Raw genomic sequence first — 25,689 nt, forward strand, 5'->3', positions numbered from 1 at the left:
ACCAGCTCGAAAGCTGGTTTTTATTTACGAAAAATTAACCTGTAATTTTCTTATATTTAGCGCGTTTGGTCGTTACAGCATCACCTAAACGTGACTGACGATATGCTTCATATTCAGCATAGTTGCCTTCGTAAAACTCAGGTTGCTCATTTTCAAATGACAAGATATGCGTTGCAATACGGTCAAGGAACCAACGGTCATGCGATACCACCATTACTGTACCTGGGAATACAAGAATTGCATCCTCAAGTGCACGTAGTGTTTCGATATCCAAGTCGTTCGATGGCTCATCCAGTAAGATGACGTTTGCGCCCATCTGAAGGATTTTCGCAAGTTGTAAACGGTTACGCTCACCACCAGACAATTCACCTACACGTTTTTGCTGATCTTGACCTTTAAAGTTAAAGCGACCGATATAAGCACGTGATGCAATTTCGTAATCACCAATTTTTAAGATATCTAAACCACCAGAAACTTCTTCCCAAACGGTTTTGTTGTTATCTAAGGTGTCACGGATCTGACCCACATACGCCACTTTAACCGATTCGCCTAAAGTTACTGTCCCTGTATCAGGTTGCTGTTCGCCAGTCATCATACGGAATAGCGTGGTTTTACCCGCACCGTTTGGACCCACGATACCCACAATCGCTGTAGGAGGTACAGTAAATGTTAAGTTTTCGTAAAGTAAACGGCCATCGAATGATTTACTGATCCCTTCAACTTCTACAACTTTATTTCCTAGGCGTGGGCCAGGTGGAATATAAATTTCAGAAGTTTCGTTACGTTGTTGGAATTCACGTGAGTTAAGTTCTTCAAAACGCTCCATACGCGCTTTGTTTTTCTTCTGCTGACCTTTGGCATTTGAACGAACCCATTCAAGTTCTTTTTTCAATGCTTTCGCAAAAGATTCTTCTTGCTTGTTCTCTTGTTCTAAACGCGCATTCTTTTGTTCTAACCAAGAAGAGTAGTTACCTTGGTAAGGAATCCCCATGCCACGGTCAAGTTCAAGAATCCACTCAGCCACATTATCCAAGAAATAACGGTCATGCGTAATCGCAACAATCGTACCAGGGAAATCTTTCAAGAAACGCTCTAACCAAGAAACAGATTCTGCATCCAAATGGTTCGTTGGTTCGTCCAATAGCAACATGTCTGGCTTAGAAAGCAATAAACGACATAAAGCAACACGACGACGCTCACCACCAGATAGCAATGATACATCTGCATCCCAAGCGGGTAGGTTTAATGCACCTGCTGCTTGTTCCATTTGGTTATTGAGGTTGTGTGCATCCCAAGCATGGATGATTGATTCTAATTTTTCTTGCTCTTTTGCAAGTGCATCAAAATCTGCATCTTCCGCTGCATATTCCGCAAAAACTTCATCTAAACGAGCAAGCGCATCAAGCGGCTCACGTAGACCATCTTCAACGTTACCACGAACATCTTTACTTGGATCTAATGGCGGTTCTTGTTCTAAGTAGCCGATTTTGATTCCTGGTTGTGCGCGTGCTTCACCTGAGAAATCTTTATCTACGCCAGCCATAATACGGAGTAAGGTAGATTTACCAGCACCGTTCAAACCAAGCACACCAATTTTTGCGCCTGGGAAAAATGATAAAGAGATGTCTTTTAAGATTTCGCGCTTCGGCGGAACCATTTTTGACACTCGATTCATCGTATAAATATATTGGGCCACGCAGGACTCCTCAATTGAAAAACCAATAAATCGCAAAAAGCGAAAAATAATCGCACGTATTATACGCCGAAAACCCGATTAACATGAAGTTAAGATCATATTTGTTTACGCCAATCCAAGGATTTTATTTTTCAAGACATTACACCATCAAGCATGTGGTCATGATGACAAATCAAAATAGACCGACATTCTATTCATATGAATAAAAACGCAATAAATCTCATAAATTATGCACCATTTTGGATAGCTTTTAAGCTACACTCGGTCACTATTTAACTCACGTAGATGATGTAATCATGACCTATAAAGATGAAACTTTAGCGATTCATGCGGGGTATTCTCCAGAAGCAACCACCAAAGCGGTTGCCGTACCGATTTATCAAACCACTTCATATGCCTTTGATAATACACAACATGGTGCGGACTTATTTGATTTGAAAGTACAGGGGAATATTTATACCCGTATCATGAACCCCACCACTGCGGTACTTGAACAACGCCTTGCAGCACTCGAAGGTGGTATCGGTGCGCTGGCTTTAGCTTCAGGTATGGCGGCAATTACCTATTCGATTCAGACCATTGCTGAAGCAGGCGACAATATTGCATCTGTATCCACTTTATATGGCGGAACTTATAACTTATTTGCACATACTTTGCCAAAACAAGGCATCGAAGTACGTTTCTTTGATTATCAAAATCCCGAAGCGTTACGCTCTATTATTGATGATAAGACCAAGTTAGTCTTTGTTGAATCAATTGGTAATCCGCTTGGTAATATTATTGACCTAGAAGCGATTGCAAAAATTGCACATGAATATGGTGTGCCTGTGATTGTCGATAACACTGTTGCGACTCCTGCTCTATTAAAACCATTTGAATTTGGTGCAGATATTGTCATTCACTCCCTCACGAAATACATCGGCGGACATGGCAATAGTATTGGGGGGGCAATTGTCGACAGTGGTAAATTTCCTTGGGGCAAATATCCTGAGCGTTTTAAAACATTAAATACACCTGATCCAAGTTATCACGGTGTCAATTATGTTGAAGTGCTCGGTGAAGCAGCGTATATCGCCCGTGCCCGCGTAGTTCCATTACGGAATACTGGGGCTGCGATTAGCCCTCTCAGTGTATTTCTCATTTTACAAGGCTTAGAAACTTTGAGCCTCCGAATGGAACGTCATACTGAAAATGCCCGCAAAGTTGCAGAATATTTAAAACAACATCCAAAAGTAAAATGGGTTAATTATGCAGGTTTAACCGACCATCCACAGCATAATTTGGCACAAAAGTATGTGAAAGGTAAACCTTCAGCCATCCTTTCTTTTGGTGTACAAGATGGTTTAGAAGGCGGCACACGCTTTATTGATGCCCTACAACTGTTTACACGTTTGGTCAATATTGGTGATGCCAAAAGCTTGGCGTGTCATCCTGCAACCACAACACATCGACAACTTAATGCTGAAGAACTCAAATCAGCAGGGGTTAGCGAAGACCTTGTGCGTTTATCAATTGGTATTGAACACATTGATGACTTAGTTGCAGATCTTGAACAAGCCCTTGCCCAAGTTTAAGTTGAATAAAATCAAACAGCCTCTCTTTTAGGGGCTGTTTTTTTGTTCTATACTCTAAAAATATTATTGCTTTTTCAACTATTGCAATATTGGGTTTTAGAGTTTTTACTCTAAAAAATTTATTATATTTCAAATATTTACACTAGACAAACAAAAAATATCGGTTAATATTAGTACAAAATAAAGTGCAGTGTTTAATCGCAATAAAAAAGCATTGCAAACAACAGCTTGATTAATGTAGGTAACTTACATGAACGCAAAACTCAAAAAACTTTTTCAACAAAAAGTCGACGGGAAAACAATCGTTGTCACTGGTGCATCAAGTGGCATTGGTTTAACGGTATCAAAATATCTTGCTCAAGCAGGCGCTCATGTCTTGTTACTTGCTCGTACTAAAGAAAAATTAGACGAAGTCAAAGCTGAGATTGAAGCTGAAGGCGGAAAGGCTTCGGTATTTCCATGTGATCTTAATGATATGGAATCAATTGATGCTGTTTCAAAAGAGATTTTAGCTGCCGTTGATCACATCGATATTTTAGTGAATAACGCAGGTCGTTCAATTCGTCGTGCGGTACATGAATCCGTTGATCGTTTCCATGATTTCGAACGTACAATGCAATTGAATTACTTCGGTGCAGTACGTTTGGTATTGAATATCTTGCCACACATGATGCAACGTAAAGACGGTCAAATCATTAACATCAGCTCAATTGGCGTACTTGCAAATGCAACTCGCTTCTCGGCTTATGTGGCGTCTAAAGCGGCACTTGATGCATTCAGTCGTTGTTTGTCTGCTGAAGTTCACTCGCACAAAATTGCAATCACTTCGATTTACATGCCGTTAGTGCGTACGCCAATGATTGCACCAACCAAAATCTATAAATATGTACCGACGCTTTCTCCTGAACAAGCAGCAGATTTGATTGCTTATGCGATTGTGAAACGTCCGAAAAAGATTGCAACCAACTTAGGTCGTCTTGCATCAATTACTTATGCGATTGCACCAGATGTAAATAATATTTTGATGTCTATCGGCTTCAACTTATTCCCAAGTTCTACGGCATCTGTAGGCGAGCAAGAGAAATTGAATATCATGCAACGTGCTTATGCTCGTTTGTTCCCAGGTGAACACTGGTAATCTTTTCAATTCAGTTAGAATGTCAAAACAGCGTATCAATGGATACGCTGTTTTTTTTATGGGTTACACAATCGATGAAGGTGCTGTCTGATTAATCCAATCCGCAGTTTTAGCAATAGCCATCTTTAAATCACCCGTTTGCATATTCCAACGTTGTTTAAATTGTTTGAGTGGCTCTAACTCCAGTTGTTCTGTCCTGAGAAAACTCAACATTTCGGCTGACATTTCTAATTGATCCGCCAACCATTGCCATTTCAATATCAATTTTAAGATCCCTATGGGTACATGCTGCCTCGGTGCAGAAACATGAAGTTGCTGAGCAATAATCTGTGTCAATTGAGAAAGTGGAATCTTTTGTTCTGCGGCAACCAACAATGCCTGATTCGATAAGTTTATATCCGTTGCAGCTTGTGCCATGACTTGGCATAAATCATCCACTCTCACCAAAGGTAAATAATGCTGTGGTGTCGCAGGAATTGCGCTCATTTTCCGACGTTTCAATAGATCAATCATTTGTGCAATCGGTTGATTGTTTGGTATCTCACCTGAAACCGCATCACCACAGACCGTCGCAGGATGAATAATCGTCCAATCAATCGCCAAATGTTCAGCCTGTTGTATCCAAGCAAAATGTGCCTCTATTTTGGAAGCTTCATACGCTCCCAACTGTTGATACACAGCTGACCAATTGGTTCGATCAGGTTGTTCTAAACACACACCCGCCTGTTGCAAATGCGAGAGAATCGTCAGCATATAACCTGAAACATGTACCGCACGCTGTAGATCACAATGTTGCACTACGCAACGAAGTAAGTTTAATGCACCATCGACATTCACAGCACGAGCTTGTTGCATACTGAGATTCCACGCAAAAAGCGCGCTACTGTTATACAGCGTATTCACTGAACTTAATTTTTCCCAATCTTGCTCACTGATTCCAAGCTTTGGTTGAGTCACATCACCTTGAATAAAGCTCAACCTTTGAATTGAGACCTGCTTGAGACTCAACCACTGTTCTAAAATAGCTTGCTGCTGTATTGGATTACGCAATAAGGCAAAAACGTGATGCCCTCTTTTTAATAATTCGGCAATTAAAAATCGACCGACAAATCCTGTTGCGCCTGCAACCAAAGCAACCTGTTGTTGATGAAATTTTGTTTGCTTATTTTCCATTGTGTATGCCTTATTTTTTCAAGATAGGAATAGGCTAAAGGATGGAGTACACTCAATGGTCAAGGCATTTCTAATCAAATTTTATATAACAATAAAGGTACTATGATGTTAATTGGACAACTCGCAAAACAAACCGAACTCAGTCGGGATACCATCCGTTTCTATGAAAAAATGCAGCTGATTCAGTCCATCACTCGTAATAACGGATATAAAGATTACCCTGAACAAACCTTACAACAATTACACTTAATACGAACTGCAAAAAATCTAGGGTTTTCACTCAATGAGATTAAACAAATTTTAGCACTGACCACACAAGGGGAAATTCCAGCCATTCAAGTACAAGACATTTTCCAAGACAAACTGAATATGATTGATGAAAAAATTGAACAGTTGATGAATATCAAAACCATGTTAAGCCGATTTACACAAGGTGAGGCATGCCCACTCAGAACGGATTGCCCGATCCCTGACTTAAATTAAAATTTGATAAGGGGGCGTTGTTTTATCCACCAGTGCAATACATGGCTGAAGTGCCAATAGCCCTCGTTATTTTTCAAAAACTAAAGAAATGACATGTGACCTTATTGCCAATTCCAAACTTGTTCCCCCCTTACGCCAACGCTACTTAAATGCATCCTATGTAAAAAATATCGCTATAAAAACATACAAAATTAGTGTCATTTTCATGTTTTTTAAGCGGTATATAACATTCAGTAAAGATTTAATTACAGAATCTTACGGCTTAAGAAAGGAGTAGCGATGAATCAAACTTATAGTAAAGCAGAAAGAACCAGCCGTATAAAAGGGATTGTTGGTGCGGCTTCAGGGAACTTGGTGGAATGGTTCGATTTTTATATTTATGCAGTTTTTGCTGCTTATTTTACCCATGCACTCACAGCGCCCGACATGGAAGCCACCACCAAAGCAATTTATGTCTGGGGAGTATTTGCCGCTAGCTTCTTTATGCGCCCAATCGGAAGTTGGTTATTTGGACGCATTGCAGATCGTCATGGACGTAAGCAATCTATGGTCATTTCAATTTGCTTAATGGCACTCAGTTCATTTTTATTCGCAGCCTTACCAACCTATGAGCAAGTGGGTATGTTTGCCCCATTTTTACTCCTTATGGTTCGGTTACTTCAAGGTCTCTCCGTTGGGGGTGAATACGGTGCTGTTGCCACCTATATGAGTGAACTTGGCTTAAAAGGACAACGTGGTTTCTTCGCTTCTTTCCAATATGTGACGTTATCAGGCGGACAATTGCTGGCGAGTTTACTTGGTGTGATCTTGCTCGGTTTTATGAGTGAACAACAATTGAATGATGGTGGTTGGCGTATTCCATTTGTGATTGGCGGTGTTGCTGCCTTACTTTCTCTTGCAGCGCGTAGCCGTTTGGAAGAAACTTTATCACATGAAGATGCAAAACACGAAGAATCGGGCAGTTTAACCGCCTTACTTAAACAACACTGGAAAACATTCTTATTGGTGGTCGGTTATACCTCGGCAGGTTCACTGACCTTTTATTTGGTAACGGTTTATTCAAAAACCTATCTCACCAATATTGGTATGGATGGCAAAACTGTCGGCTTCATCATGACCACTGCCCTATTTGTATTTATGCTTGCTCAACCATTTTTTGGAATGCTCTCGGATCGAATTGGTCGACGCGCCTCGATGCTCGCTTTTAGCTTACTGAGTGCCATCTTTATTTACCCAGTGATGGTGACAGGTATGCGTAATTTTGCAGATTCACCTGTCATCATTACCTTATTACTCATTTTCTTAATGATGTTACTCAGCTTCTATACCTCTATCAGTGGTTTAGTCAAAGCTGAAATGTTCCCAACTCATGTCCGTGCCTTAGGTGTCGGTTTTTCTTATGCTGTAGGCAATGCATTATTTGGTGGTTCGGCACCCTCTGTCGCATTACTCTTTAAAGATGCAGGGATTGAAAACTCTTTCTTCGTCTACGTGATTATCATGCTGATTATTTGTTTCTTCTGTAGTTTGGCATTACCGAAAAAGCCTGAATATTTGGAACATGATCATTAAATAAATCGAGTATCAACAAAACTACATTTACTTTCTCAACTGTGGTTTTGTTGATATAGGATTTCACAATAACTTCAACACGCACGTCATTTCATCTATTCATTTCAATACAAACACCAATCCATAAAAACAAGCCAAACTCAAAATAATCGTCAACAAGGTATGTCGCACTTTATAAGCAATTACAATCGTTAAAATCGTGGCGAGAAAATACGGATTCAGTAAAGTCGAACGAAATGCCCCCTGCTCATCCATAAACACAATCGGAGTCGCAATTGCCGTCAGTAAACACGGCGCAGAATATTGCAAAGACTGCTGAAACCATTTCGGTAAGCGCAAAGGAAGATTAGGTTCAAGCAAGATATAGCGATTCATAAACACCACCAATGCCAGAATAATCAGGATAAACCAGCTCATGCGCTACGCTCCCGAAAATTTTGCAAACAAGTGGCTGCCAACATCCCAATCACACCTGCCATGATCGCTGCACTTTTAAAACCTAAACCCAGAAAGATCACAGTTAAAATCACCGAAACCAGTACACCCACCAAGGTATTTAGGTTTTTAATGAATGGAATCACGATGGCAATAAAAGTTGCCACAATCGAAAAATCGAGATGATATTGATCTAAGTTTGGTATCGCAGATGCGAGAAATACACCACAGGCGCTAAACAATACCCAACATAGATAAAAACAACTTCCTGCACCTAGCAGATAATAAATATAGTGTTGTTGCCTTTTAATACTGACGGCAAATAATTCATCGGTCAGCAAGAAACCTAGCATCAACCGATATTTTAATGGTTGTTTGGAAATATCTTCGCGTAAATACAATGCATATAAATAATGCTGTGTGGTAATTAGAAAAACAGAAATAATAATTGTGAGCGCGGGCGTTCCTGCCATCACCAACCCAAGCGTCATTAATTGAGCCGCTCCCGCGAAAACCAACGCAGACATCGCAATCGCTTGTAGCGTCGTCAATCCTGCTTGGATTGCCATTGAACCTGCCAACAAGCCCCAAGGCAATACGGCAAAACACAGAGGCAAGATTTTAATCACTCCATTTAAAAATGCCCGTGTTTCACTCATCGGCGTGTCATCTATGCTCTCACCTAACATCAAAACCACAATTTATTATCAAAGACATTCTGACTATGCCAAAAATTGCTAAATGAAGATTGTATAAAATTGCTATTTTATTTGAGATAAGCGATATAACCGCCTGGGGTAATGCCAAAAGCTTGACGAAAATGCCGACTAAAATGACTTTGATCCGAGAAGCTGCACTGTTGTGAAACCTCAGATAAGTTCAATCCTTGTCTTAATAATCTTTGTGATTTTTGCAAACGTGCCTGCACTAACCATGCATGGGGTGACAGACCTACATGCTTTTTAAACTGACGTAAAAAGTGCCACTGACTCAGATTGGCGATTTCTGCCAATTGAACCAAAGAAAACTCTTGTTCAGGCATACTCGCCATCAATTCTTTAATATTTAGAATACGTTGTTTGGCATGACTGAGATCTGTTGCGAGTGGCTTGACTTGACTGTACTTTGATACGAGCCAAGCAATCGTTGACAGAAATAAAGTTTGTTTGAGTAAGGTATTGTTAGGTTGCTCTAACAAATCAAAGAGTAAGCGAAATTGCTGTGCCAAGCCTTCATCATGCAAGACCGCATCTCTAAACCACGGCGCAGTACCATTTACCGTAGTTAAGTCACGTGTTAACTCATTAAAAATCTCAGGTGTGGGATAAATAGCGCGATAGCACCAACCAGTATCAACCGCAGAAGAACCTGTATGAACTTCATCAGCATTGACCAAAATAATATCGCCTTGGGGTGCAACATGATGCCCACCTGTCCGATAAAAACGTTGTGCGCCCTCTTCGATCACTCCAATGCAAAATCCTTCATGAACGTGTCGTGAAAACTCCTGCTGAAAGTAACTGGCTTTCAACATTTCCAAACCACCAAGCTCTTCAAGGTGTAAGTAATCGACTTGTTCACGAGGTCTACGCGACATCACGACCTCCTTTGATTTTTGCATCTGCTCAGGTTAACGTGATTTAGCGAAATTTATAGAAGAAAATTGCTACTTTATTAAAAATCATACCTCACTATTCTAAAAAATTGCACAACAGCAAAAGTTATTAAGAATTAGTGCCCTAAAATCTACTTCAATATAAACCTATGGTTAAAACCCTATCTGAATTTAAAATAAATAATGGTATAAATAAATATTATAAATTTAAAAATAAATTTCACTTCTGATAAAAATATTTTAGAATGCACACATAATTTATCTATAAATTGTAATAAAACGAATAGTTAATAATTATTGTGAGAATTTCATGTTAAATCCTTTATCTTCAAAAAAACCAATAGCTTTAAGTCATGCAATTGCACTGAGTATTGCTATGCTTGGTGTAATGACCATGCCAAGTTATACATATGCCTCAGCCGAAGAAACAGTACCGAATAATGCTTCAACCTCTCAAGCTGAAGCAAATCCAATATCAAAACTCGATTGGCACATAGGACCAAAGAAAGAGAATATCGCCAATATTGCCACATTAAATACACAGAAAGATGAAGGATATTTAGATCCAAGCAATTCAGATAAATTTTTGGAATTTACTGGAAACCTTCCTAGTGGTAATACCAATATCTTAGTTGCACCAGATAACAGTTGGTGGGCAACTTTTGATTTTGAGCCATCTGGTTATGTTAAAGATGATGAAAAAATTGATGCGGATGCATTATTAAAACAACTAAAAGACTCTGATGCTCCTTCAAATGAAGAACGCACTCGTTTAGGTTTACCAAAACTTTATACGGTTGGTTGGGCTGTACCGCCACATTATGATAACCAAACCAAACGTTTAGAATGGGCATTAAAAGTTCGCGATCAAGATAACTCCGAAGTGATCAATTATACCATTCGGATTTTAGGACGAACTGGGGTAACCAGTGCAACACTGATTTCAGATGAAACAAGCCTTACGCATAACATTGATGAGTTCAAGACAAGCCTAAAAGGTTTTGATTATAACTTTGGTGAAAAATATGCTGAATATCGCGAAGGTGATAAAGTTGCTGAATACGGTTTAGCGGCATTAATCGCTGGTGGTGCAGCAGTTGTGGCAACCAAGAAAGGGTTTTGGGCAGTGATTGCTACATTCTTTGCAGCAACATGGAAGTTTATTGCCGTTGGCGTTGTTGCATTTGGTGGATGGATTAGCTCTTTATTTAAAAGAAATAAATCTTAAATGCATTTACCCTTTGAAATATTAGTCGTTATTGGGATAGTCGGGTTTTATATCTATGACTCGGCTTATCTCTATTTTTATAATGAATTCAATTTGACTAAAGGGCTTTTCAAGCACTTTAATGCACAACCATCTTCCAAAAAATTAAATTTCCTGCATCGATATTTAGTGCTTCCCAATCTCTTTTTACCTCATCATTTGACTTTCAAATGCACTTGGAATGTCAAAAAATTAGAGCTTTTGATGCATGTTGATGACATCCACTTTATAAATACAATCAGTAAAATACTTAAACCCCTTCAGTTCGTTAATATTCTATTATTCATGTTAACGCTATTTTGTCTTCCTGTTATTTTTTGGTTTCAAGGTGGATATACCCTTCTTGCCATTACAATTATTTTGATTTATCTACTCAATATAATGACGCTCATTACCATTAGCATACAGCGCAAAGTATTAAAACTGTCGTGGTCTAAATTATTCCAATTCTTACTCGATGTTTTGTTATGTCCACCTTTTGCTTTAAATATACTTCGTAAAATAAGTTTAAATTATAAAGTACAAACAGATGGGCTACTCATCGTGGAAAGCATGCTCAACCCAGAAGACTACCAAACTTTTTTGGATAATATTTTAAAAGAGATTCATGTTCTAAAAATGGCATCCAGTGAAAAAGACCTCGTCCTATTAGAATTTAAAGAACAGCAAATACATGCCTTTAAGCACATTGAGTCCAATAGAAAAGAATAAAAAAACCTCCATTCAATTCTGAATGGAGGTTTTTTTATTTAAGGATAAAGCGCTAAAACTTATTTAGACCCTTTAATCCCTGCTTGTAATAACAATGCACCTAAACCACCGATTTTTTGCTCTTGTGGTTTTTCAGTTTTTGGCTTGTTATTCTGCGGACGTTTAAAATCACCTTCTTTACGTGGTGGGCGTTGACCTTGAGGTTTACGCTCTGAACGTTCAGTACGATCTTGCTGTGGGCGCTGTTGTTGGCGTGGTGCTTTCGCTGGTGCAGAACCTTCAGCACGCATACTCAAGTTCACACGATTGCGTTCTACATCAACCTGCATCACACGTACTTGTACAATTTGACCTGGTTTCACAACTTTATGTGGATCAGAAACAAATTCATTCGCTAATTCAGAGATATGCACTAAACCATCTTGATGTACACCCACATCCACGAACGCACCAAAGTTTGTGACATTGGTAACGACGCCTTCAAGTTGCATCCCTTCAGTGAGTTGAGCAACTTCGGTAATATCTTCACGGAATTTTGCTGTACGGAACTCTGGACGTGGATCACGCGCCGGCTTTTCAAGTTCGGCTAAAATATCCTGAATCGTTGGTAAACCAAATTTGTCATCAACAAACTCATCGGCTTTGACTTGGCGAATGATTTCAGTATTACCAATGATGTCTTTTATTGTTGTCGCTTTTGCCGCAACAATTTTTTCCACCACACCATAACTTTCTGGGTGAACTGCAGATGCATCTAATGGCTCAGAACCATTTTGCACACGTAAGAAGCCTGCTGATTGTTCAAAGGTACGCTCGCCTAAACGTGGCACTTTTTTCAAGGCTTGACGGTTATCAAAACGACCATTTTCTTTACGATATTCAACAATTTGCTGTGCAATTGATTTATTCAAACCCGCAATATAAGCCAAGATTGCTGGAGATGCAGTATTCACATCTACGCCAACTGCATTCACACAGTCTTCAACCACAGCATCTAATGTTTTTGCTAAACCAGTTTGATTAACATCATGTTGATACTGACCTACACCAATTGATTTTGGATCAATTTTAACAAGTTCAGCCAATGGATCTTGTAAACGGCGAGCAATTGAAACCGCGCCACGAATTGAAACATCTAACTCTGGCAACTCTTGTGAAGCCAATTCACTTGCTGAATAAACTGATGCACCTGCTTCACTGACTGTAATACGCGTCAGTTTCAAGTCAGCATTAGCAGCCATCATTTCTGCAACAACGGCTTCAGTTTCACGACTTGCAGTCCCGTTACCAATCGCAATAAGTTCCACGTGGAACTCTCGACATAAACGAGCCAACTCAGTAATTGAACCTTGTTTATCTTCTTTTGGCGCAAATGGATAAATCGTACTATATGCAAGCACATCACCTGCATCGCTCACCACAGCAAGCTTTACACCAGTACGGATACCAGGATCGACACCTAAAGTGGTACGACCACCAGCAGGTGCAGAAAGGAGTAAATGACGTAAATTTTCAGCAAACACATCCATTGCTTCCGCTTCAGCAACCAAGCGTTTGTCTGTTAATAATGAATGCTCGATTTGCGGACGAATCTTACCTAGCCAAAATAATTTTGCAGTTTGCTTTAAATAATCTTGGCGAGTCTGTGGCTGAATTTGATCAAGATTATATTCTGTCTCAATACGTGACAGAGGTGTATCATCTTCACCATCAACTTTTAAGCCTAAGACATTTTCTTGGCGACCACGTAACATCGCCAATAAACGATGTGATGGTAATTTATTTAAATTCTCTGAAAATTCAAAATAATCACGGAATTTCTTACCAACTTCTTTTTTCTCTTCAGAAGCAACACTACTTTTCAACACTGCTGTTTTAGAGAAAATTTGTTTTAATTCAGTGGTTAATCCAATATTTTGCGCCCAATCATCAATCAAAATATGCTGAATTGCATCAAGTTGGCTTTCTACATCTGGGTAGTCTTCATGACTAAAACCAACCAATGCTTCGCTTGGGTCAATTTGATCTGCAATCACTTTTTCAGCAATAGCACCAAGACCTGCTTCTTTTGCCTTAAATGATTTACTGGTACGTTTTGGACGATATGGCGCATAAATTTCTTCCAAGGCATTCTTGGTTTCTGCTGCATTGACACGCGCCAATAAGTCATCGCTTAATTTATCTTGTTCTTGTAAAGATTGGATCACCTTTTCACGACGCTCGTATAAATCACGTAAGTAAGTTAAACGTGTATCGAGTTGACGTAATTGCGTATCGTCTAAGCCCTGCGTGACTTCTTTACGGTAACGTGCAATAAAGGGAACGCTAGCGCCTTCATCAATTAAACGAATAGCAGCTTCTACTTGGTTTGGACGTACGGCAATTTCATTTGCCAACTGCTGAACTAAGTCAGTCATCGTGATTGATTCCACAAGGGTTAAGTCTAAAAGCACTGATTATAAAGTCCGTGACTATAAAATCCACTATTGTTTTTTTGAATATTTTTCGAGTAGATTATGCTAATTGATAAATACTTATAAAATACCAAGATTTTTTCAGCTAAATATTGAAAAATAGATTGATTGTCATCATTTTACCTGTATACATTTGGTATCTATCTCTTGATTTTATTGGCAATATTTGTTGCTTTATAACATAGCCAAAACTGTGCAATGAATCGTATACTCCAAAGCATTGCATGAATGACGACAATAAACGATAAAGGAGCACATCATGAGTTTAGTTGTACCTGCCGAATCGACGGAAACCGTACATCATGAAACAGATCGAGTCGAACGTATTCTAGTTGTCGACGATGATGTGCGCTTGCGTACGCTTTTACAACGCTTTTTAGAAGACAAAGGCTTCGTGGTGAAAACAGCCCACGATGCAACACAGATGGATCGTTTACTACAACGTGAATTATTTTCGCTTATCGTTTTAGATTTTATGTTGCCTGTTGAAGATGGTTTAAGTATTTGCCGTCGTTTACGTCAGTCTAATATCGACACGCCTATTATTATGCTAACTGCACGTGGCAGCGACTCTGACCGCATCGCAGGTTTAGAAGCAGGTGCAGATGACTATTTACCAAAGCCATTCAATCCAAATGAGCTGTTAGCACGTATTCGTGCCGTGTTACGTCGTCAAGTACGTGAAGTGCCGGGTGCGCCAAGTCAACAAGTCGAAGTCGTCAGTTTTGGTCCTTGGGCGTTAGATCTCTCTACACGTACCTTAACCCGTGAAGGTCAAGTGGTGACTTTAACGACAGGTGAATTTGCTGTATTAAAAGCCTTGGTTCAACACCCACGTGAACCACTCACACGTGATAAACTGATGAACTTGGCGCGTGGTCGTGAATGGGGAGCGATGGAACGTTCGATTGATGTGCAAGTCTCTCGTTTACGCCGCCTCATTGAAGACAATCCTGCACGCGCCCGTTACATTCAAACAGTTTGGGGTGTCGGTTACGTATTTGTTCCAGATGGTGCAGAGTAAGCTCAGGAAATAAACTGTTGAAACTAGAACCTATTGATCCGCAAGCATTTACTGATTTCGTGGCTTACTCTGAAAGGCCACGAACCAAATGGGAGCGTTTTCTCGATAAAATTAAACCGCGTTCTGCCGCCATGCGTACAACGATATTGGTGTTATTTACGGTTTTTTTTAGCCTGTTTATGTCTTTATGGTTTTTTTGGCGGACTCTATATTTACCAGAATTACAGCAACATGCACGTTATCTCTCGATCGAATTAGAGCTTGTCAACAATCCTGATATTCGAATTTTGCATCGTGATACTGAAGTCGATATTGATACATGGCTCAAAAATCGAATTGGGATTGAATACATTACCGATCCCAAAGAATTTCCTGTAATCGAAAATAAATTCCTTGCTGAGCTATTTACTGATCAAATTGAAACCAAACTCGCCAAAGAGTTAGGAGTTCAGCAAGTTACCGTTTACTTCAAATTCAAACCGATTCCACGCATTTGGATTCAAACCCCAGAAATGAATGGCAACTGGGTGCGTGAGCCATTAAAAACCTATACCAATTACAGTGTTGAACTGATTGCCGCATGGCTTTTTGGCGTTCCTATACTCTCCTCAATCATTATTTTAATTCTAGTTCGGCAAATGAATCGACCATTACGTCGCCTACAAAATGCTGCCAACAATTACAGCAAAATAGGTAAAGCCCCTTATCTAGATACCAATCATGGTCCATTTGAAATTCGCCAAGTAAACCAAGCCTTTAACCATATGGTATATACACTTGAGCAAACAGAACGTGATCGACAAATCATGTTGGCTGGCATTTCACATGATTTACGCACACCATTGACTCGTATTCGCCTCACCGCAGAAATGCTCCCTGATGAGTTTTTCCGTGAAGGTTTAATCTATGACGTTGATGATATGGATGCCATTCTGAATCAATTTATTTCTTATATGCGAGATGGATCTGATGAGGAAATTACACCAACCAATATAAACACTTTACTGCAAGAAGTGGTCGTGCAATTTAAGCCTTTAGATATTCGCTTTGATGCTCAGGAACTACCTATTATTCCTGCTCGTAGCTTATCGCTGAAACGTTTGATTGCCAATTTAGTCAATAACGCCAAGCGTTATGGTGCAGAGCCAATTGAGTTATCTGCCAGTCATGTGGATGATCATATTCTGATTACAGTGGCTGATCATGGTGAAGGTATTCCACCAGATCAAGTGGAAGAATTGATGCAGCCTTTTGTGCGTGGTAATTCAGCTCGTACCATTCAAGGCAGTGGACTCGGTTTAGCAATTGTGAAACGTATTGTTGATATTCATCAAGGGCAAATCAATATTCGCAATCGAGATCAGGGTGGCTTAGAGGTTGTTATTTCTCTCCCTCTGAATAGTGAAAATCCTGAAGAACCTCAAAGCAATACACTTGATAAAATCAAACAGACTCTCACTGGGCATTTCTAAATCAATCAGTGGCATCGCAAAATGTCACTTTTTCTCTCTAAAAAAATATCACGAATTTCACATATTAGACCTTAGCCGTAGTCCAATTCCCTTTTCAAGTTTTGACGCTAAAATCAATATCGAACTAAAAAGTATATTGAGAATGGATGATGTCTTTAAGTCGTATTCGCCTTGCTACCCTACATGACAAAGTGATGAGCGCAGAGCAAGCTGCTCGCTTTATTGAAAATGATATGACGGTTGGCATGAGTGGTTTTACTCGTGCTGGAGAAGCAAAAGCTGTTCCGCAAGCACTGGTTGAACAAGCCAAGAAAAATCCGTTAAAAATCACGTTAATTACAGGTGCGAGCCTCGGTAACGACTTAGACAAACAATTGACCGAAGCAGGTGTACTTGCTCGTCGTATGCCATTCCAAGTTGATAACACATTACGTCGTGCAATTAACAACGGCGAAGTGATGTTCATTGACCAACATTTATCTGAAACTGTAGAGCAAATGCGTAATCAGCAGCTCAAACGCCCTGACATTGCTGTTATTGAAGCCGTTGCAATTACAGAAGATGGTCATATCGTACCAACAACATCTGTAGGTAACTCAGCAAGTTTTGCAATTTTTGCGGAAAAAGTGATTGTAGAAATCAACACCTCTCTCAGCGAAAACTTTGAAGGTTTACATGATATTTACATCCCGACTTATCGTCCAACCCGTACTCCACTTCCATTAACCCAAGTGGATGACCGTATCGGTTCAACGGCGATTCAAATTGACCCAGCAAAAATCGTGGGTATCGTTTTTAATGATACTGCTGATTCTCCATCAACAGTCACTGCACCTGATGATGAAACTCAAGGCATTGCCAACCACCTGATTAAATTCTTTGAACAAGAAGTGGCAGCAGGTCGTTTAGCGAAGAACTTAGGTCCATTACAAGCGGGTATTGGGTCTATTGCCAATGCCGTTTTGACTGGTCTTAAAGATTCGAACTTTGAAGATCTTGTGATGTATTCAGAAGTCCTACAGGACTGTACCTTTGAATTGATTGATGCAGGAAAAATGAAATTTGCATCAGGTAGTTCAATTACGCTCTCTGCACAATGTGGTGAGCGTGTATTTGGTAACTTGGAACACTACAAAGACAAACTGGTATTACGCCCACAAGAGATTTCAAACCATCCTGAGATCGTACGTCGTTTGGGTATTATCGGAATTAATACTGCACTAGAGTTTGATATTTACGGCAACGTCAATTCAACTCATGTTTGCGGTACGAAAATGATGAATGGTATTGGTGGTTCAGGTGACTTTGCTCGTAATGCGCACTTAGCTATCTTCGTAACCAAATCCATTGCGAAAGGTGGCGATATTTCATCAATCGTACCAATGGTCAGCCATGTTGATCATAATGAGCATGATGTCGATATTCTGGTAACAGAAGTTGGTTTAGCTGATTTACGTGGTTTAGCACCGCGTGAGCGCGCACGTGTGATTATTGATAACTGTGTACATCCACTTTACCAAGCTGCACTCAATGACTACTTTGATCGTGCATGTGAACGTGGTGGACATACGCCGCATATTCTTCGTGAAGCGCTGTCATGGCATGCGAACTTCGAAGAAACTGGTCATATGTTAGCAAACGAAAAATTAGCAAAAACTGCTTAATTTTTTGCTTCACATCTTTAAAAAGGCTGAATCTCTTTGATTCAGCCTTTTTAGTTTTGATCAGAATTTCAGACCATATGAAATACCTAAAATATGCTGATCCATTTCAAGGTTAGCTTCACCACCTCCAAAGTTCAAAGGAATAGATTGACTTCCTTTTACGGTTTCTTTCAATCCATAGGTATATGCAACACTGAGCTCCTGTGTACGATCAATGTTCCACGTCGCCCCCACGCTGAGATGGTCCTGAATTACACCAGGTGCAAGAATATTCAAGAACGTTTGATCTTGGGGAATTGGCTGATCATTATGGCTATATCCAGCTCTTATCGTCACTTGTGGATTGACTTGATATGCCGCACCAATCTTGTAAACGTTGATATCTTTCCAACCAAAACCCTGACCTTTTTCTGAACCAAAACCATTACCCGCCATCACCGAAGCTAGGCTAAAAGGATTTCCAACTGAATCTACATCAGAATAATTAATACGCTCTATATCGGTTAATACAGTTAATGCAGGCGTCAATTGAAAAGCTGTTCCTACGCCATAGCTTTCTGGCACATCAAAACCTCCAGCTTGTGAAAATAAACCGCGATATTGGTCAAATTTGTCCGATTTAATTTTTGAAGAATAATTTGCACCAACAGTTACGACATCATTTAGCTTCGCACTCCACCCGACTTTAACACCTATGCCTGTAGCAGAGTCCTTACCATTATTACTCAGTTTTTGCCCATCAATAGAAAATGGTGCAAAACCTGAAATTCCTTTAGCTTCAAATCTTTGATAGAGAATGTTGGTCGCAATACCGATGGATTGGTTTTCGCTATAACGCCAAGCCACAGATGGAGAAATAAAAATCTGCGCTAAATCTACCCCTGCCTCACCTGTATTCCCAAAAGCTGCATACGGGTTCTTCTTGTACGAGGTATTCATTCCGCCGTTACCATAAATCGCTAAACCCAAAGCAACCGTATCATTTACTTTTTTATTTACCGCAAATTCCGGTAGAACAAAATATTCACGCCCATTGCAACTATATTGACCGTTGGCGCCTGCCAAATTCCCTTCAATTTCAGCAGAACGCTTAGGGTTAAATATGGTCGCACCAATATCGACACGACTGTCTAACCAAGCCAATCCAGAAGGATTATTCGCAATCGTCAAAGCATCATTAAATGCCGCAATAGAGGCCCCAGCAGTTCCTTGAGCTTTAACCCCGTAACCATGCATGAAATAACCTGTTGTCGCGAATGCTGATGACGATAAAGCGGATAAAAATAATGTAGGAAGTGCAAACCCAAGCAAATTTTGCATAACTTATCTTCAGTAAAAATAATATATATGTAAGTATATTGTTTTTCTTTTATTCAGATAACTAAGTTAATTTGAGAAGCATATTCTTTTTATTCATAAACAAATTTTATGATCAAAACACACCCTATTTTGATTCATGCATAAAAAAACCCTAAACTAAAGTTTAGGGTTTTTCAAATATGGTGGCGGGACCCAGGATCGAACTGGGGACACACGGATTTTCAATCCGTTGCTCTACCGACTGAGCTATCGCGCCAATGGAGTGTATTAAGCCGTATCTCAGCCCAATAGTCAATAATTATCATGAACTTTCGATTTGATTGCCCATTTTTCATGCAATGAGTTTTGGGTAAAAAAAATCCCTGATGGGATCAGGGATTGAAAATACAAATTTATGGTGGCGGGACCCAGGATCGAACTGGGGACACACGGATTTTCAATCCGTTGCTCTACCGACTGAGCTATCGCGCCAAAGTGGGCGTATTAAACAATGTTTACCTAAGCCCGTCAAGCAAATTTCTGGGTTTTTCTATCAAACGTCTAATTTTGATGCAAATCGCAAACCCATCAGACTTTAATTCTAGATTTTGCCTAGATGTGATAAACAACGATGAATTGCACCACAGCCTGGCTCAAATTGCTTCACCCCTTGTTCTTCTTCCATACGGCAAACTTCTTCAACTAGGCGTTCTGCAACTCCACGTCCACGGTTAGACGGATGTACCACAATATATTCCAAAACTCGGCTTTCACCTTGTCCTGTTGCCCAAATTGCACCTATAATTTTGGTGTTAAATTCAGCAGTATAAACTGTGGTATATTGTTGTAGATTTTGTGCAAGTTGCTCCATTGCATCTTGCCCATCACCAAACTCTGGGCTGGTATCGTAGAGTCGCTCGAGCTGAGTACGAATTCCTAGATTATCTAGAGAACTGTAAGCATGTACGGTAATAGGCATTGATTAACCCTCCTGAGCAAACTATGATGCTGTCACTTTTTCGTCACAGCGAAATATTGGTTTTTAATTCAATCATTTTTGACGTTTTTTGAGGAACGTGTCCATGACGCAACGTATCAGTGAAGTGGTAAGAAATACCAACGAAACCAAAATTCGAGTTCGTCTCAATCTCGATGGTACAGGTCAAGGCACACTGAACACTGGAGTTCCATTTTTAGACCATATGATTGATCAAATCAAGCGCCATGGTCTATTTGATATCGATATTCATTGCGATGGCGATCTAGAAATTGATGATCACCACACAGTTGAAGATTGTGGAATCACCTTGGGGCAAGCCTTTGCACAAGCTTTAGGTGATAAAAAAGGCTTACGTCGTTATGGGCATTTTTATGCACCATTAGATGAAGCACTTTCTCGTGTTGTTGTTGATCTATCAGGTCGCCCAGGCTTGTTTATGGATATTCCATTTACTCGCGCTCGCATTGGAACATTCGATGTCGACTTATTTTCAGAGTTTTTCCAAGGCTTTGTCAATCATGCATTAATGACATTGCATATTGATAACTTGAAAGGCAAAAATAGTCATCACCAGATTGAAAGTGTCTTTAAAGCATTAGCTCGTGCATTACGTATGGCATGTGAGATTGATCCACGCGCAGAAAATACCATTGCTTCAACAAAAGGTAGCCTGTAATGACGCGTATTGCTTTACTTGACTATGGTATGGGTAATTTGCACTCTGCAGCAAAAGCTTTAGAACATGTCGGTGCAACAGTTGATGTGACCAATGATCCAAAGCTGATCGCCAAAGCGGATAAAATTGTATTTCCTGGTGTGGGTGCAATGCGTGATTGTATGCACGGCATGCATGAGGCAGGCATTGATGAAGTGGTGCATCAAGCAGCATTTAACAAGCCTGTTTTAGCGATTTGCGTTGGGATGCAAGCTCTTCTACAAACATCTGAAGAAAATGGTGGCGTAGATGCTTTGGGTATTTTTGAGGGTGTTGTGAAACACTTTCCTGAAATTCCAAACTTAAAAGTACCTCACATGGGCTGGAATCAAGTACACCAACTTGATCCAAGCCATCCAATGTGGAATAACATTGAACAAGATGCACGGTTCTATTTCGTACATAGCTATTATGTAGAACCAAAAGACTCTGCCATCACTGCGGCAACTTGTGATTATGGCGTGAACTTTTGTACTGCAATTCATAAAGACAATTTGTTCGCGACCCAATTCCATCCTGAGAAAAGTCATACGGCTGGTTTGCAATTGTTAAAAAACTTTGTTGAGTGGAAGATCTAACTCATCGCGCGATTACAGATCAAACGTCGTGTACCGTTTGATCTGTTTCAAATAAGAACAACTATCATTTTCTAATTTATTTTTTATAATTCATGTGAATACATATTTTAAATTTTAACAATCGTATAAAAACACTTCATTTAGGTTATATACAATAAATTCATCTATTCAACAAACAATCGCTGATAACCCTTTGTGCCTACTAGGTCGTTTTGGTCGACTGTCCTATTTGGGATGGTCATTCTTAATGAACCTTATATTATTCGTTGCCATAGGCATCCCTATACTTATTTTAGCAAATTCTTTTGATCCAGATGCATTCGCTAAATATACTGTTTTATTTATGCTTATATGCGGTTTTACTGGGCTAACATTCTATATCTTTCAATTGTTTTCCTGATTCGTCGCCTACATGACTGCAATCGAAGTGCGTGGTTGGGGCTATTGATCATCATCCCTGTCATCAATTTATTTTTTATGATCTATTTATTATGCGCCAAGGGTACAGAAGGTCCTAATAATTTTGGACCAGTTCGAGAAACCAGAGGTTGGGAAAAAGTCCTAGGTTCGATTTATGCCGTTTTATTCCCTCTAGGTTTGATTCTTAACATTCTGATGTCGCTTGCATCAATGTCTGCTCCTCATTAGTTTTCAAAAAATGAACCAACCTAGATCGGATAAAGTTCAATCAAACTGAATCCATAACATTTAAAAGACAAGTTTTCTCACTTGGCTTTTTCATTGCCACAAAACCGTTTAAGCTCAAGCAAAAGTTTTGAGTTTCAGAAAATGGAAATGCAGCAAGCAACAGCGCTTTTAAGCAAAGAACAAATCCGTACATTACCTGCATTTCAAAACCTAAGTGCTGAAAATATTTTAGTGATTCAAACACTCGAACAATGCATGGCAATTCAAACTGAACTTCACGCTATTGCTATATTCGGATTTGATACCGAATCCAAACCGACCTTCAAAGTCGGTGAGAAATCCACAGGTCCGCATTTAATTCAACTTTCAACACATGAAAAAGCCTATCTGTTCCAAGTAAAGCCTGACATTCTTAATTTTTTAAAGCCTATTTTAGAAAATGAACATCAACTCAAAGTTGGTTTTGGTTTAAAAAATGACGCCAGCAGCTTTCGTCGCAAAGAAATCAATCCACAATCTATGATCGATCTTTCTAAAAGTTTTTCAAGTTTTGGTTATACCCATCAAGTTGGCATTCAAACGGCAATAGCACTGCTTTTTCAACGTTATTTTGTCAAAAGTAAAAAAATCAGCACATCGAATTGGGCAGTCAAGAATCTTAGCCCCCAACAAATCAGCTACGCAGCAGCAGATGCTTATGCAGCACTTCGCAGTTTTGAACAACTTAATCAACAACAGTTACTCACACCGCAATTACAGCAACAAATCATGAGAATACTTCAAGGTTCAGCAGACAAGGCTTAGCGATTGATCAATACTTTGTTAATATATCGCCAATTTAAACTTTATGATGAAGCTAGGAGCGAAAGCATGCTAATCATCCCTGCAATTGACCTGAAAGATGGTAAATGTGTTCGTTTAAAACAAGGACGTATGGAAGACGATACCGTTTTCTCTGATGATCCTGTCGCAACTGCACAACACTGGGTTGATGAAGGCGCACGTCGTTTACATTTAGTCGATTTGAATGGTGCTTTCGCGGGTACGCCAATTCATAAACCTGTAGTCGAAGCGATTGCACGCGCACAACCAGAACTTCCAATTCAAATTGGTGGTGGTATTCGTTCACTAGAAACGATTGAGCACTATTTGGAAGCGGGTGTATCTTTTGTGATTATCGGTACAAAGGCAGTAAAAGAGCCTGAGTTTGTTGAAGAGGCGTGCAAACGCTTTGCAGGTCATATCATTGTCGGTATTGATGCAATTAATGGTATGGTTGCGACAGATGGCTGGGCAAATGTAACTGACGTGAAGGCAACTGATTTGGCAAAACGTTTTGCTGATGCCGGTGTTTCAAGCATTGTCTATACCGATATTGCACGTGATGGCATGATGCAAGGCGTTAACGTTGAGCAAACTGTTCATTTAGCACAATACTCTGGCTTACCTGTGATCGCTTCAGGTGGTGTGACCAATCTCGATGATGTTCGCAACTTAAAAGGTCAGCAAGGTATTTTAGGTGCTATTACAGGTCGTGCAATCTATGAAGGCACATTAAATCTTCGTGAAGCACAGTTATTACTAGATGAAAATCGTCTTTAAGACTTTATCTTAAGTAAAAAGTGAGCGTTCTTACGCTCACTTTTTTGTTTTCACGATGTTCTTACGTTTTTATCCATTTGCTTTAGAGCCTTATCGACCTCAGTAAAAATAGGTTTATGCAATCGTCGTGCATACTTTGACCAAATAGCCCAACTGCGTTGCATCTCGGCACGTATTTCATGTGCTAAAGAAGGTTGATTTGTTTGGATCGCCCAAAAAATATATTCACTCAAAATTGAAATATTTTTAGAGCGAATCGCAAATGAAAACTCTTGTTGCGCCAAGTCTTCTTGATTCAATTGGTGATAGCTTAAGGCCCGTAATAAAGCAATTTCTTCACTTCGAAAATTGGGTTGTAGATTTCTAATTTTTTGAGTAATTTCCAATACACGTTGTGACTGTTGGTCTTGTAATAATGCACGTGCAAACTTCTCTAAAAATGCCGGATCTTCAGCACAGAATCCATTATTTTTCTGTTCAAGAATGATGATGGCTTCTTCCGCTTTCCCAGATGAAACTAAAGCATCCGCATAATGAACCGCATTTTCAACACTCGGTAAATGCTCATAATTTTCTTTAAGTTGATTTAATTGACGATTTGGCTGTAGAACATGTAAGGCTTTTTTACTTAATGTATTTACTTGGTATGGCATACGCGAATGAGGTAAATACTCAGCAACAAAATAAACAATACTTCCTAAAAAAGGGAAAATAAATAAAATCCATAGCCAAATATAAGGCCGACCATTACGAATCGCATGAATTGCAAAACAGAGTGCAATAATGACATGAATTCCGACCCCAAAAACTGAGAAATATTGAAAATACCACCCCAATGCATCCATTTTTACCCCTTGATCTAAAATGTATTTATAACTCAATATTTTTTATCGATTAAGTGTACTCTATTTTTTCTATTTTCTACTCAATTGTATAAATATCTCTTTGCAGAAGTATTATTTTAATACAACACATTACGAATAAATTTTAATACGCATGTGCCGCGATTAACATAACGATAAAGCACATCACTTTTAAAAAGAATCGACTGACCTGCACAAATCACACGAGTTTCATTTTCAAATTCAAGGCTTAATTCACCCTCTAAAACATAAATAAGTTCTTGCCAACCCTTTGAATCAGCTTCAGCACAATATTCCTCTCCTACCGCAAGTGACCACCGCCATAACTCAGTTTGGGTATGTGTTGGTACAGCAGCCAAAAGCGTAGCATGACTATCTTGATCTTTTCCTTGCCAAGCAAGCGTATCCACAATAGCCGATTCACTCAGCTCAGGGGCGCTCACAATACGTTTAAAATCGACAGCCAAAACAGCAGCAATCGCATCTAATTTAGCTAAACTAATATTCACTTGTCCTGTTTCCAAGGCAGCAATAGTACGCCGACTAACACCAGCACGATCCGCTAACTCTTGTTGGCTGAGTTGTGATTGATCGCGGAAAAAACGAATATTTTTTCCTACATATTGTAGAACAGTGTCAGCTTGGCTCATTTACATTAGCAATCAAATTAATATCCGTGCAATATA

The 25,689-nt window shown here is 39.5% G+C and carries 24 protein-coding genes and 2 tRNA genes; 14 read left to right on the forward strand and 12 right to left on the reverse strand.

Translation table 11 applies throughout. The features are described 5' to 3' along the window. Nucleotides 1–34: 34 nt before the first annotated feature. On the reverse strand, nucleotides 35–1,696 hold the full coding sequence (ettA, locus tag C502_RS0110835) for an energy-dependent translational throttle protein EttA (RefSeq protein WP_018678845.1): 1,662 nt from the start codon (nucleotides 1,694–1,696) through the stop codon (nucleotides 35–37). Between the two features lie 296 nt (nucleotides 1,697–1,992). On the opposite strand from ettA, the gene C502_RS0110840 reads away from it, so the two are divergent. Both C502_RS0110840 and C502_RS0110845 read left to right on the forward strand, forming a co-directional pair. Then, nucleotides 1,993–3,270 (forward strand): O-acetylhomoserine aminocarboxypropyltransferase/cysteine synthase family protein, encoded by a 1,278-nt coding sequence (locus C502_RS0110840; RefSeq protein WP_018678846.1) that lies wholly within the window; start codon nucleotides 1,993–1,995, stop codon nucleotides 3,268–3,270. Between the two features lie 250 nt (nucleotides 3,271–3,520). After that, entirely contained in the window at nucleotides 3,521–4,408 is an 888-nt protein-coding gene (locus tag C502_RS0110845) for an SDR family NAD(P)-dependent oxidoreductase (protein WP_018678847.1), read from the forward strand. A 63-nt stretch (nucleotides 4,409–4,471) separates the two neighbouring features. On the opposite strand, the gene C502_RS0110850 is transcribed toward C502_RS0110845, so the two are convergent. Further along, nucleotides 4,472–5,581 (reverse strand): SDR family oxidoreductase, encoded by a 1,110-nt coding sequence (locus tag C502_RS0110850; protein ID WP_018678848.1) that lies wholly within the window; start codon nucleotides 5,579–5,581, stop codon nucleotides 4,472–4,474. Between the two features lie 105 nt (nucleotides 5,582–5,686). On the opposite strand from C502_RS0110850, the gene C502_RS0110855 reads away from it, so the two are divergent. Both C502_RS0110855 and C502_RS0110860 read left to right on the forward strand, forming a co-directional pair. Then, entirely contained in the window at nucleotides 5,687–6,064 is a 378-nt protein-coding gene (locus C502_RS0110855; RefSeq protein WP_018678849.1) for a heavy metal-responsive transcriptional regulator, read from the forward strand. Between the two features lie 279 nt (nucleotides 6,065–6,343). Further along, a complete protein-coding gene (locus C502_RS0110860) occupies nucleotides 6,344–7,636 on the forward strand; it encodes an MFS transporter (protein ID WP_018678850.1) in 1,293 nt (430 codons plus the stop codon). Nucleotides 7,637–7,735: 99 nt separating this feature from the next. Here C502_RS0110860 and C502_RS0110865 read toward each other — a convergent pair whose 3' ends face one another. From C502_RS0110865 to C502_RS0110875, 3 genes are all read right to left on the reverse strand, one after another. Beyond that, nucleotides 7,736–8,053 carry an AzlD domain-containing protein gene (locus C502_RS0110865; RefSeq protein WP_018678851.1) on the reverse strand — a complete coding sequence of 106 codons (318 nt, stop codon included), beginning with the start codon at nucleotides 8,051–8,053 and terminating at the stop codon, nucleotides 7,736–7,738. After that, nucleotides 8,050–8,760, reverse strand: coding sequence for an AzlC family ABC transporter permease (locus tag C502_RS0110870; protein WP_018678852.1), 711 nt, complete (start codon nucleotides 8,758–8,760; stop codon nucleotides 8,050–8,052). Before C502_RS0110870 ends, C502_RS0110865 begins: the two co-directional genes overlap by 4 nt. A gap of 77 nt (nucleotides 8,761–8,837) precedes the next feature. Further along, entirely contained in the window at nucleotides 8,838–9,668 is an 831-nt protein-coding gene (locus C502_RS0110875; protein ID WP_018678853.1) for an AraC family transcriptional regulator, read from the reverse strand. A gap of 328 nt (nucleotides 9,669–9,996) precedes the next feature. Here C502_RS0110875 and C502_RS0110880 point away from each other — a divergent pair, with 328 nt between their 5' ends. Both C502_RS0110880 and C502_RS19515 read left to right on the forward strand, forming a co-directional pair. After that, nucleotides 9,997–10,914 (forward strand): DUF2167 domain-containing protein, encoded by a 918-nt coding sequence (locus tag C502_RS0110880; RefSeq protein WP_018678854.1) that lies wholly within the window; start codon nucleotides 9,997–9,999, stop codon nucleotides 10,912–10,914. Nucleotides 10,915–11,238: 324 nt separating this feature from the next. Beyond that, on the forward strand, nucleotides 11,239–11,664 hold the full coding sequence (locus C502_RS19515) for a hypothetical protein (protein ID WP_228129334.1): 426 nt from the start codon (nucleotides 11,239–11,241) through the stop codon (nucleotides 11,662–11,664). 59 nt (nucleotides 11,665–11,723) lie between these two features. Here C502_RS19515 and C502_RS0110890 read toward each other — a convergent pair whose 3' ends face one another. Further along, the gene (locus C502_RS0110890; protein WP_018678856.1) at nucleotides 11,724–14,081 is read right to left on the reverse strand and encodes a Tex family protein; all 2,358 of its coding nucleotides are present in this window, start codon (nucleotides 14,079–14,081) and stop codon (nucleotides 11,724–11,726) included. 316 nt (nucleotides 14,082–14,397) lie between these two features. On the opposite strand from C502_RS0110890, the gene ompR reads away from it, so the two are divergent. The 3 genes from ompR (at nucleotide 14,398) to C502_RS0110905 (ending at nucleotide 18,298) form a co-directional block, all read left to right on the forward strand. Then, nucleotides 14,398–15,162, forward strand: a complete 765-nt coding sequence (ompR, locus tag C502_RS0110895) for an osmolarity response regulator transcription factor OmpR (RefSeq protein WP_004678831.1) — start codon at nucleotides 14,398–14,400, stop codon at nucleotides 15,160–15,162. Between the two features lie 17 nt (nucleotides 15,163–15,179). Then, a complete protein-coding gene (locus C502_RS0110900) occupies nucleotides 15,180–16,634 on the forward strand; it encodes an ATP-binding protein (protein WP_018678857.1) in 1,455 nt (484 codons plus the stop codon). Between the two features lie 149 nt (nucleotides 16,635–16,783). After that, nucleotides 16,784–18,298 carry an acetyl-CoA hydrolase/transferase family protein gene (locus C502_RS0110905; protein ID WP_018678858.1) on the forward strand — a complete coding sequence of 505 codons (1,515 nt, stop codon included), beginning with the start codon at nucleotides 16,784–16,786 and terminating at the stop codon, nucleotides 18,296–18,298. Nucleotides 18,299–18,358: 60 nt separating this feature from the next. Here C502_RS0110905 and C502_RS0110910 read toward each other — a convergent pair whose 3' ends face one another. The 4 genes from C502_RS0110910 to C502_RS0110925 all read right to left on the reverse strand — a co-directional run bounded on the left by C502_RS0110910 (nucleotide 18,359) and on the right by C502_RS0110925 (nucleotide 20,576). Beyond that, entirely contained in the window at nucleotides 18,359–19,618 is a 1,260-nt protein-coding gene (locus tag C502_RS0110910) for an OmpP1/FadL family transporter (RefSeq protein WP_018678859.1), read from the reverse strand. A 180-nt stretch (nucleotides 19,619–19,798) separates the two neighbouring features. Next, nucleotides 19,799–19,874 (reverse strand) — tRNA-Phe (locus tag C502_RS0110915). Between the two features lie 139 nt (nucleotides 19,875–20,013). Then, nucleotides 20,014–20,089, reverse strand: a tRNA-Phe gene (locus C502_RS0110920). A gap of 109 nt (nucleotides 20,090–20,198) precedes the next feature. Continuing rightward, nucleotides 20,199–20,576, reverse strand: coding sequence for a GNAT family N-acetyltransferase (locus tag C502_RS0110925; protein WP_018678860.1), 378 nt, complete (start codon nucleotides 20,574–20,576; stop codon nucleotides 20,199–20,201). Between the two features lie 103 nt (nucleotides 20,577–20,679). On the opposite strand from C502_RS0110925, the gene hisB reads away from it, so the two are divergent. From hisB to hisA, 5 genes are all read left to right on the forward strand, one after another. Then, a complete protein-coding gene (gene hisB / locus C502_RS0110930; RefSeq protein WP_000194096.1) occupies nucleotides 20,680–21,273 on the forward strand; it encodes an imidazoleglycerol-phosphate dehydratase HisB in 594 nt (197 codons plus the stop codon). Beyond that, nucleotides 21,273–21,890 carry an imidazole glycerol phosphate synthase subunit HisH gene (gene hisH / locus C502_RS0110935; protein ID WP_018678861.1) on the forward strand — a complete coding sequence of 206 codons (618 nt, stop codon included), beginning with the start codon at nucleotides 21,273–21,275 and terminating at the stop codon, nucleotides 21,888–21,890. The genes hisB and hisH overlap by 1 nt, the downstream gene beginning before the upstream one ends. A gap of 351 nt (nucleotides 21,891–22,241) precedes the next feature. After that, a complete protein-coding gene (locus C502_RS18880) occupies nucleotides 22,242–22,538 on the forward strand; it encodes a DUF805 domain-containing protein (protein ID WP_023274699.1) in 297 nt (98 codons plus the stop codon). A 141-nt stretch (nucleotides 22,539–22,679) separates the two neighbouring features. After that, nucleotides 22,680–23,342, forward strand: coding sequence for a 3'-5' exonuclease (locus C502_RS0110945; protein ID WP_018678862.1), 663 nt, complete (start codon nucleotides 22,680–22,682; stop codon nucleotides 23,340–23,342). A gap of 66 nt (nucleotides 23,343–23,408) precedes the next feature. Beyond that, a complete protein-coding gene (gene hisA, locus C502_RS0110950) occupies nucleotides 23,409–24,140 on the forward strand; it encodes a 1-(5-phosphoribosyl)-5-[(5-phosphoribosylamino)methylideneamino]imidazole-4-carboxamide isomerase (RefSeq protein WP_018678863.1) in 732 nt (243 codons plus the stop codon). 50 nt (nucleotides 24,141–24,190) lie between these two features. Here the strand turns inward: hisA and C502_RS0110955 are convergent, their stop codons facing one another. Together C502_RS0110955 and C502_RS0110960 are read right to left on the reverse strand one after the other, a co-directional pair. Next, nucleotides 24,191–24,985 (reverse strand): hypothetical protein, encoded by a 795-nt coding sequence (locus tag C502_RS0110955; protein WP_018678864.1) that lies wholly within the window; start codon nucleotides 24,983–24,985, stop codon nucleotides 24,191–24,193. 116 nt (nucleotides 24,986–25,101) lie between these two features. Next, on the reverse strand, nucleotides 25,102–25,653 hold the full coding sequence (locus C502_RS0110960; RefSeq protein ID WP_018678865.1) for a helix-turn-helix domain-containing protein: 552 nt from the start codon (nucleotides 25,651–25,653) through the stop codon (nucleotides 25,102–25,104). Nucleotides 25,654–25,689: the final 36 nt, after the last annotated feature.

Source organism: Acinetobacter tjernbergiae DSM 14971 = CIP 107465 (assembly GCF_000374425.1).
Taxonomy (GTDB): domain Bacteria; phylum Pseudomonadota; class Gammaproteobacteria; order Pseudomonadales; family Moraxellaceae; genus Acinetobacter; species Acinetobacter tjernbergiae.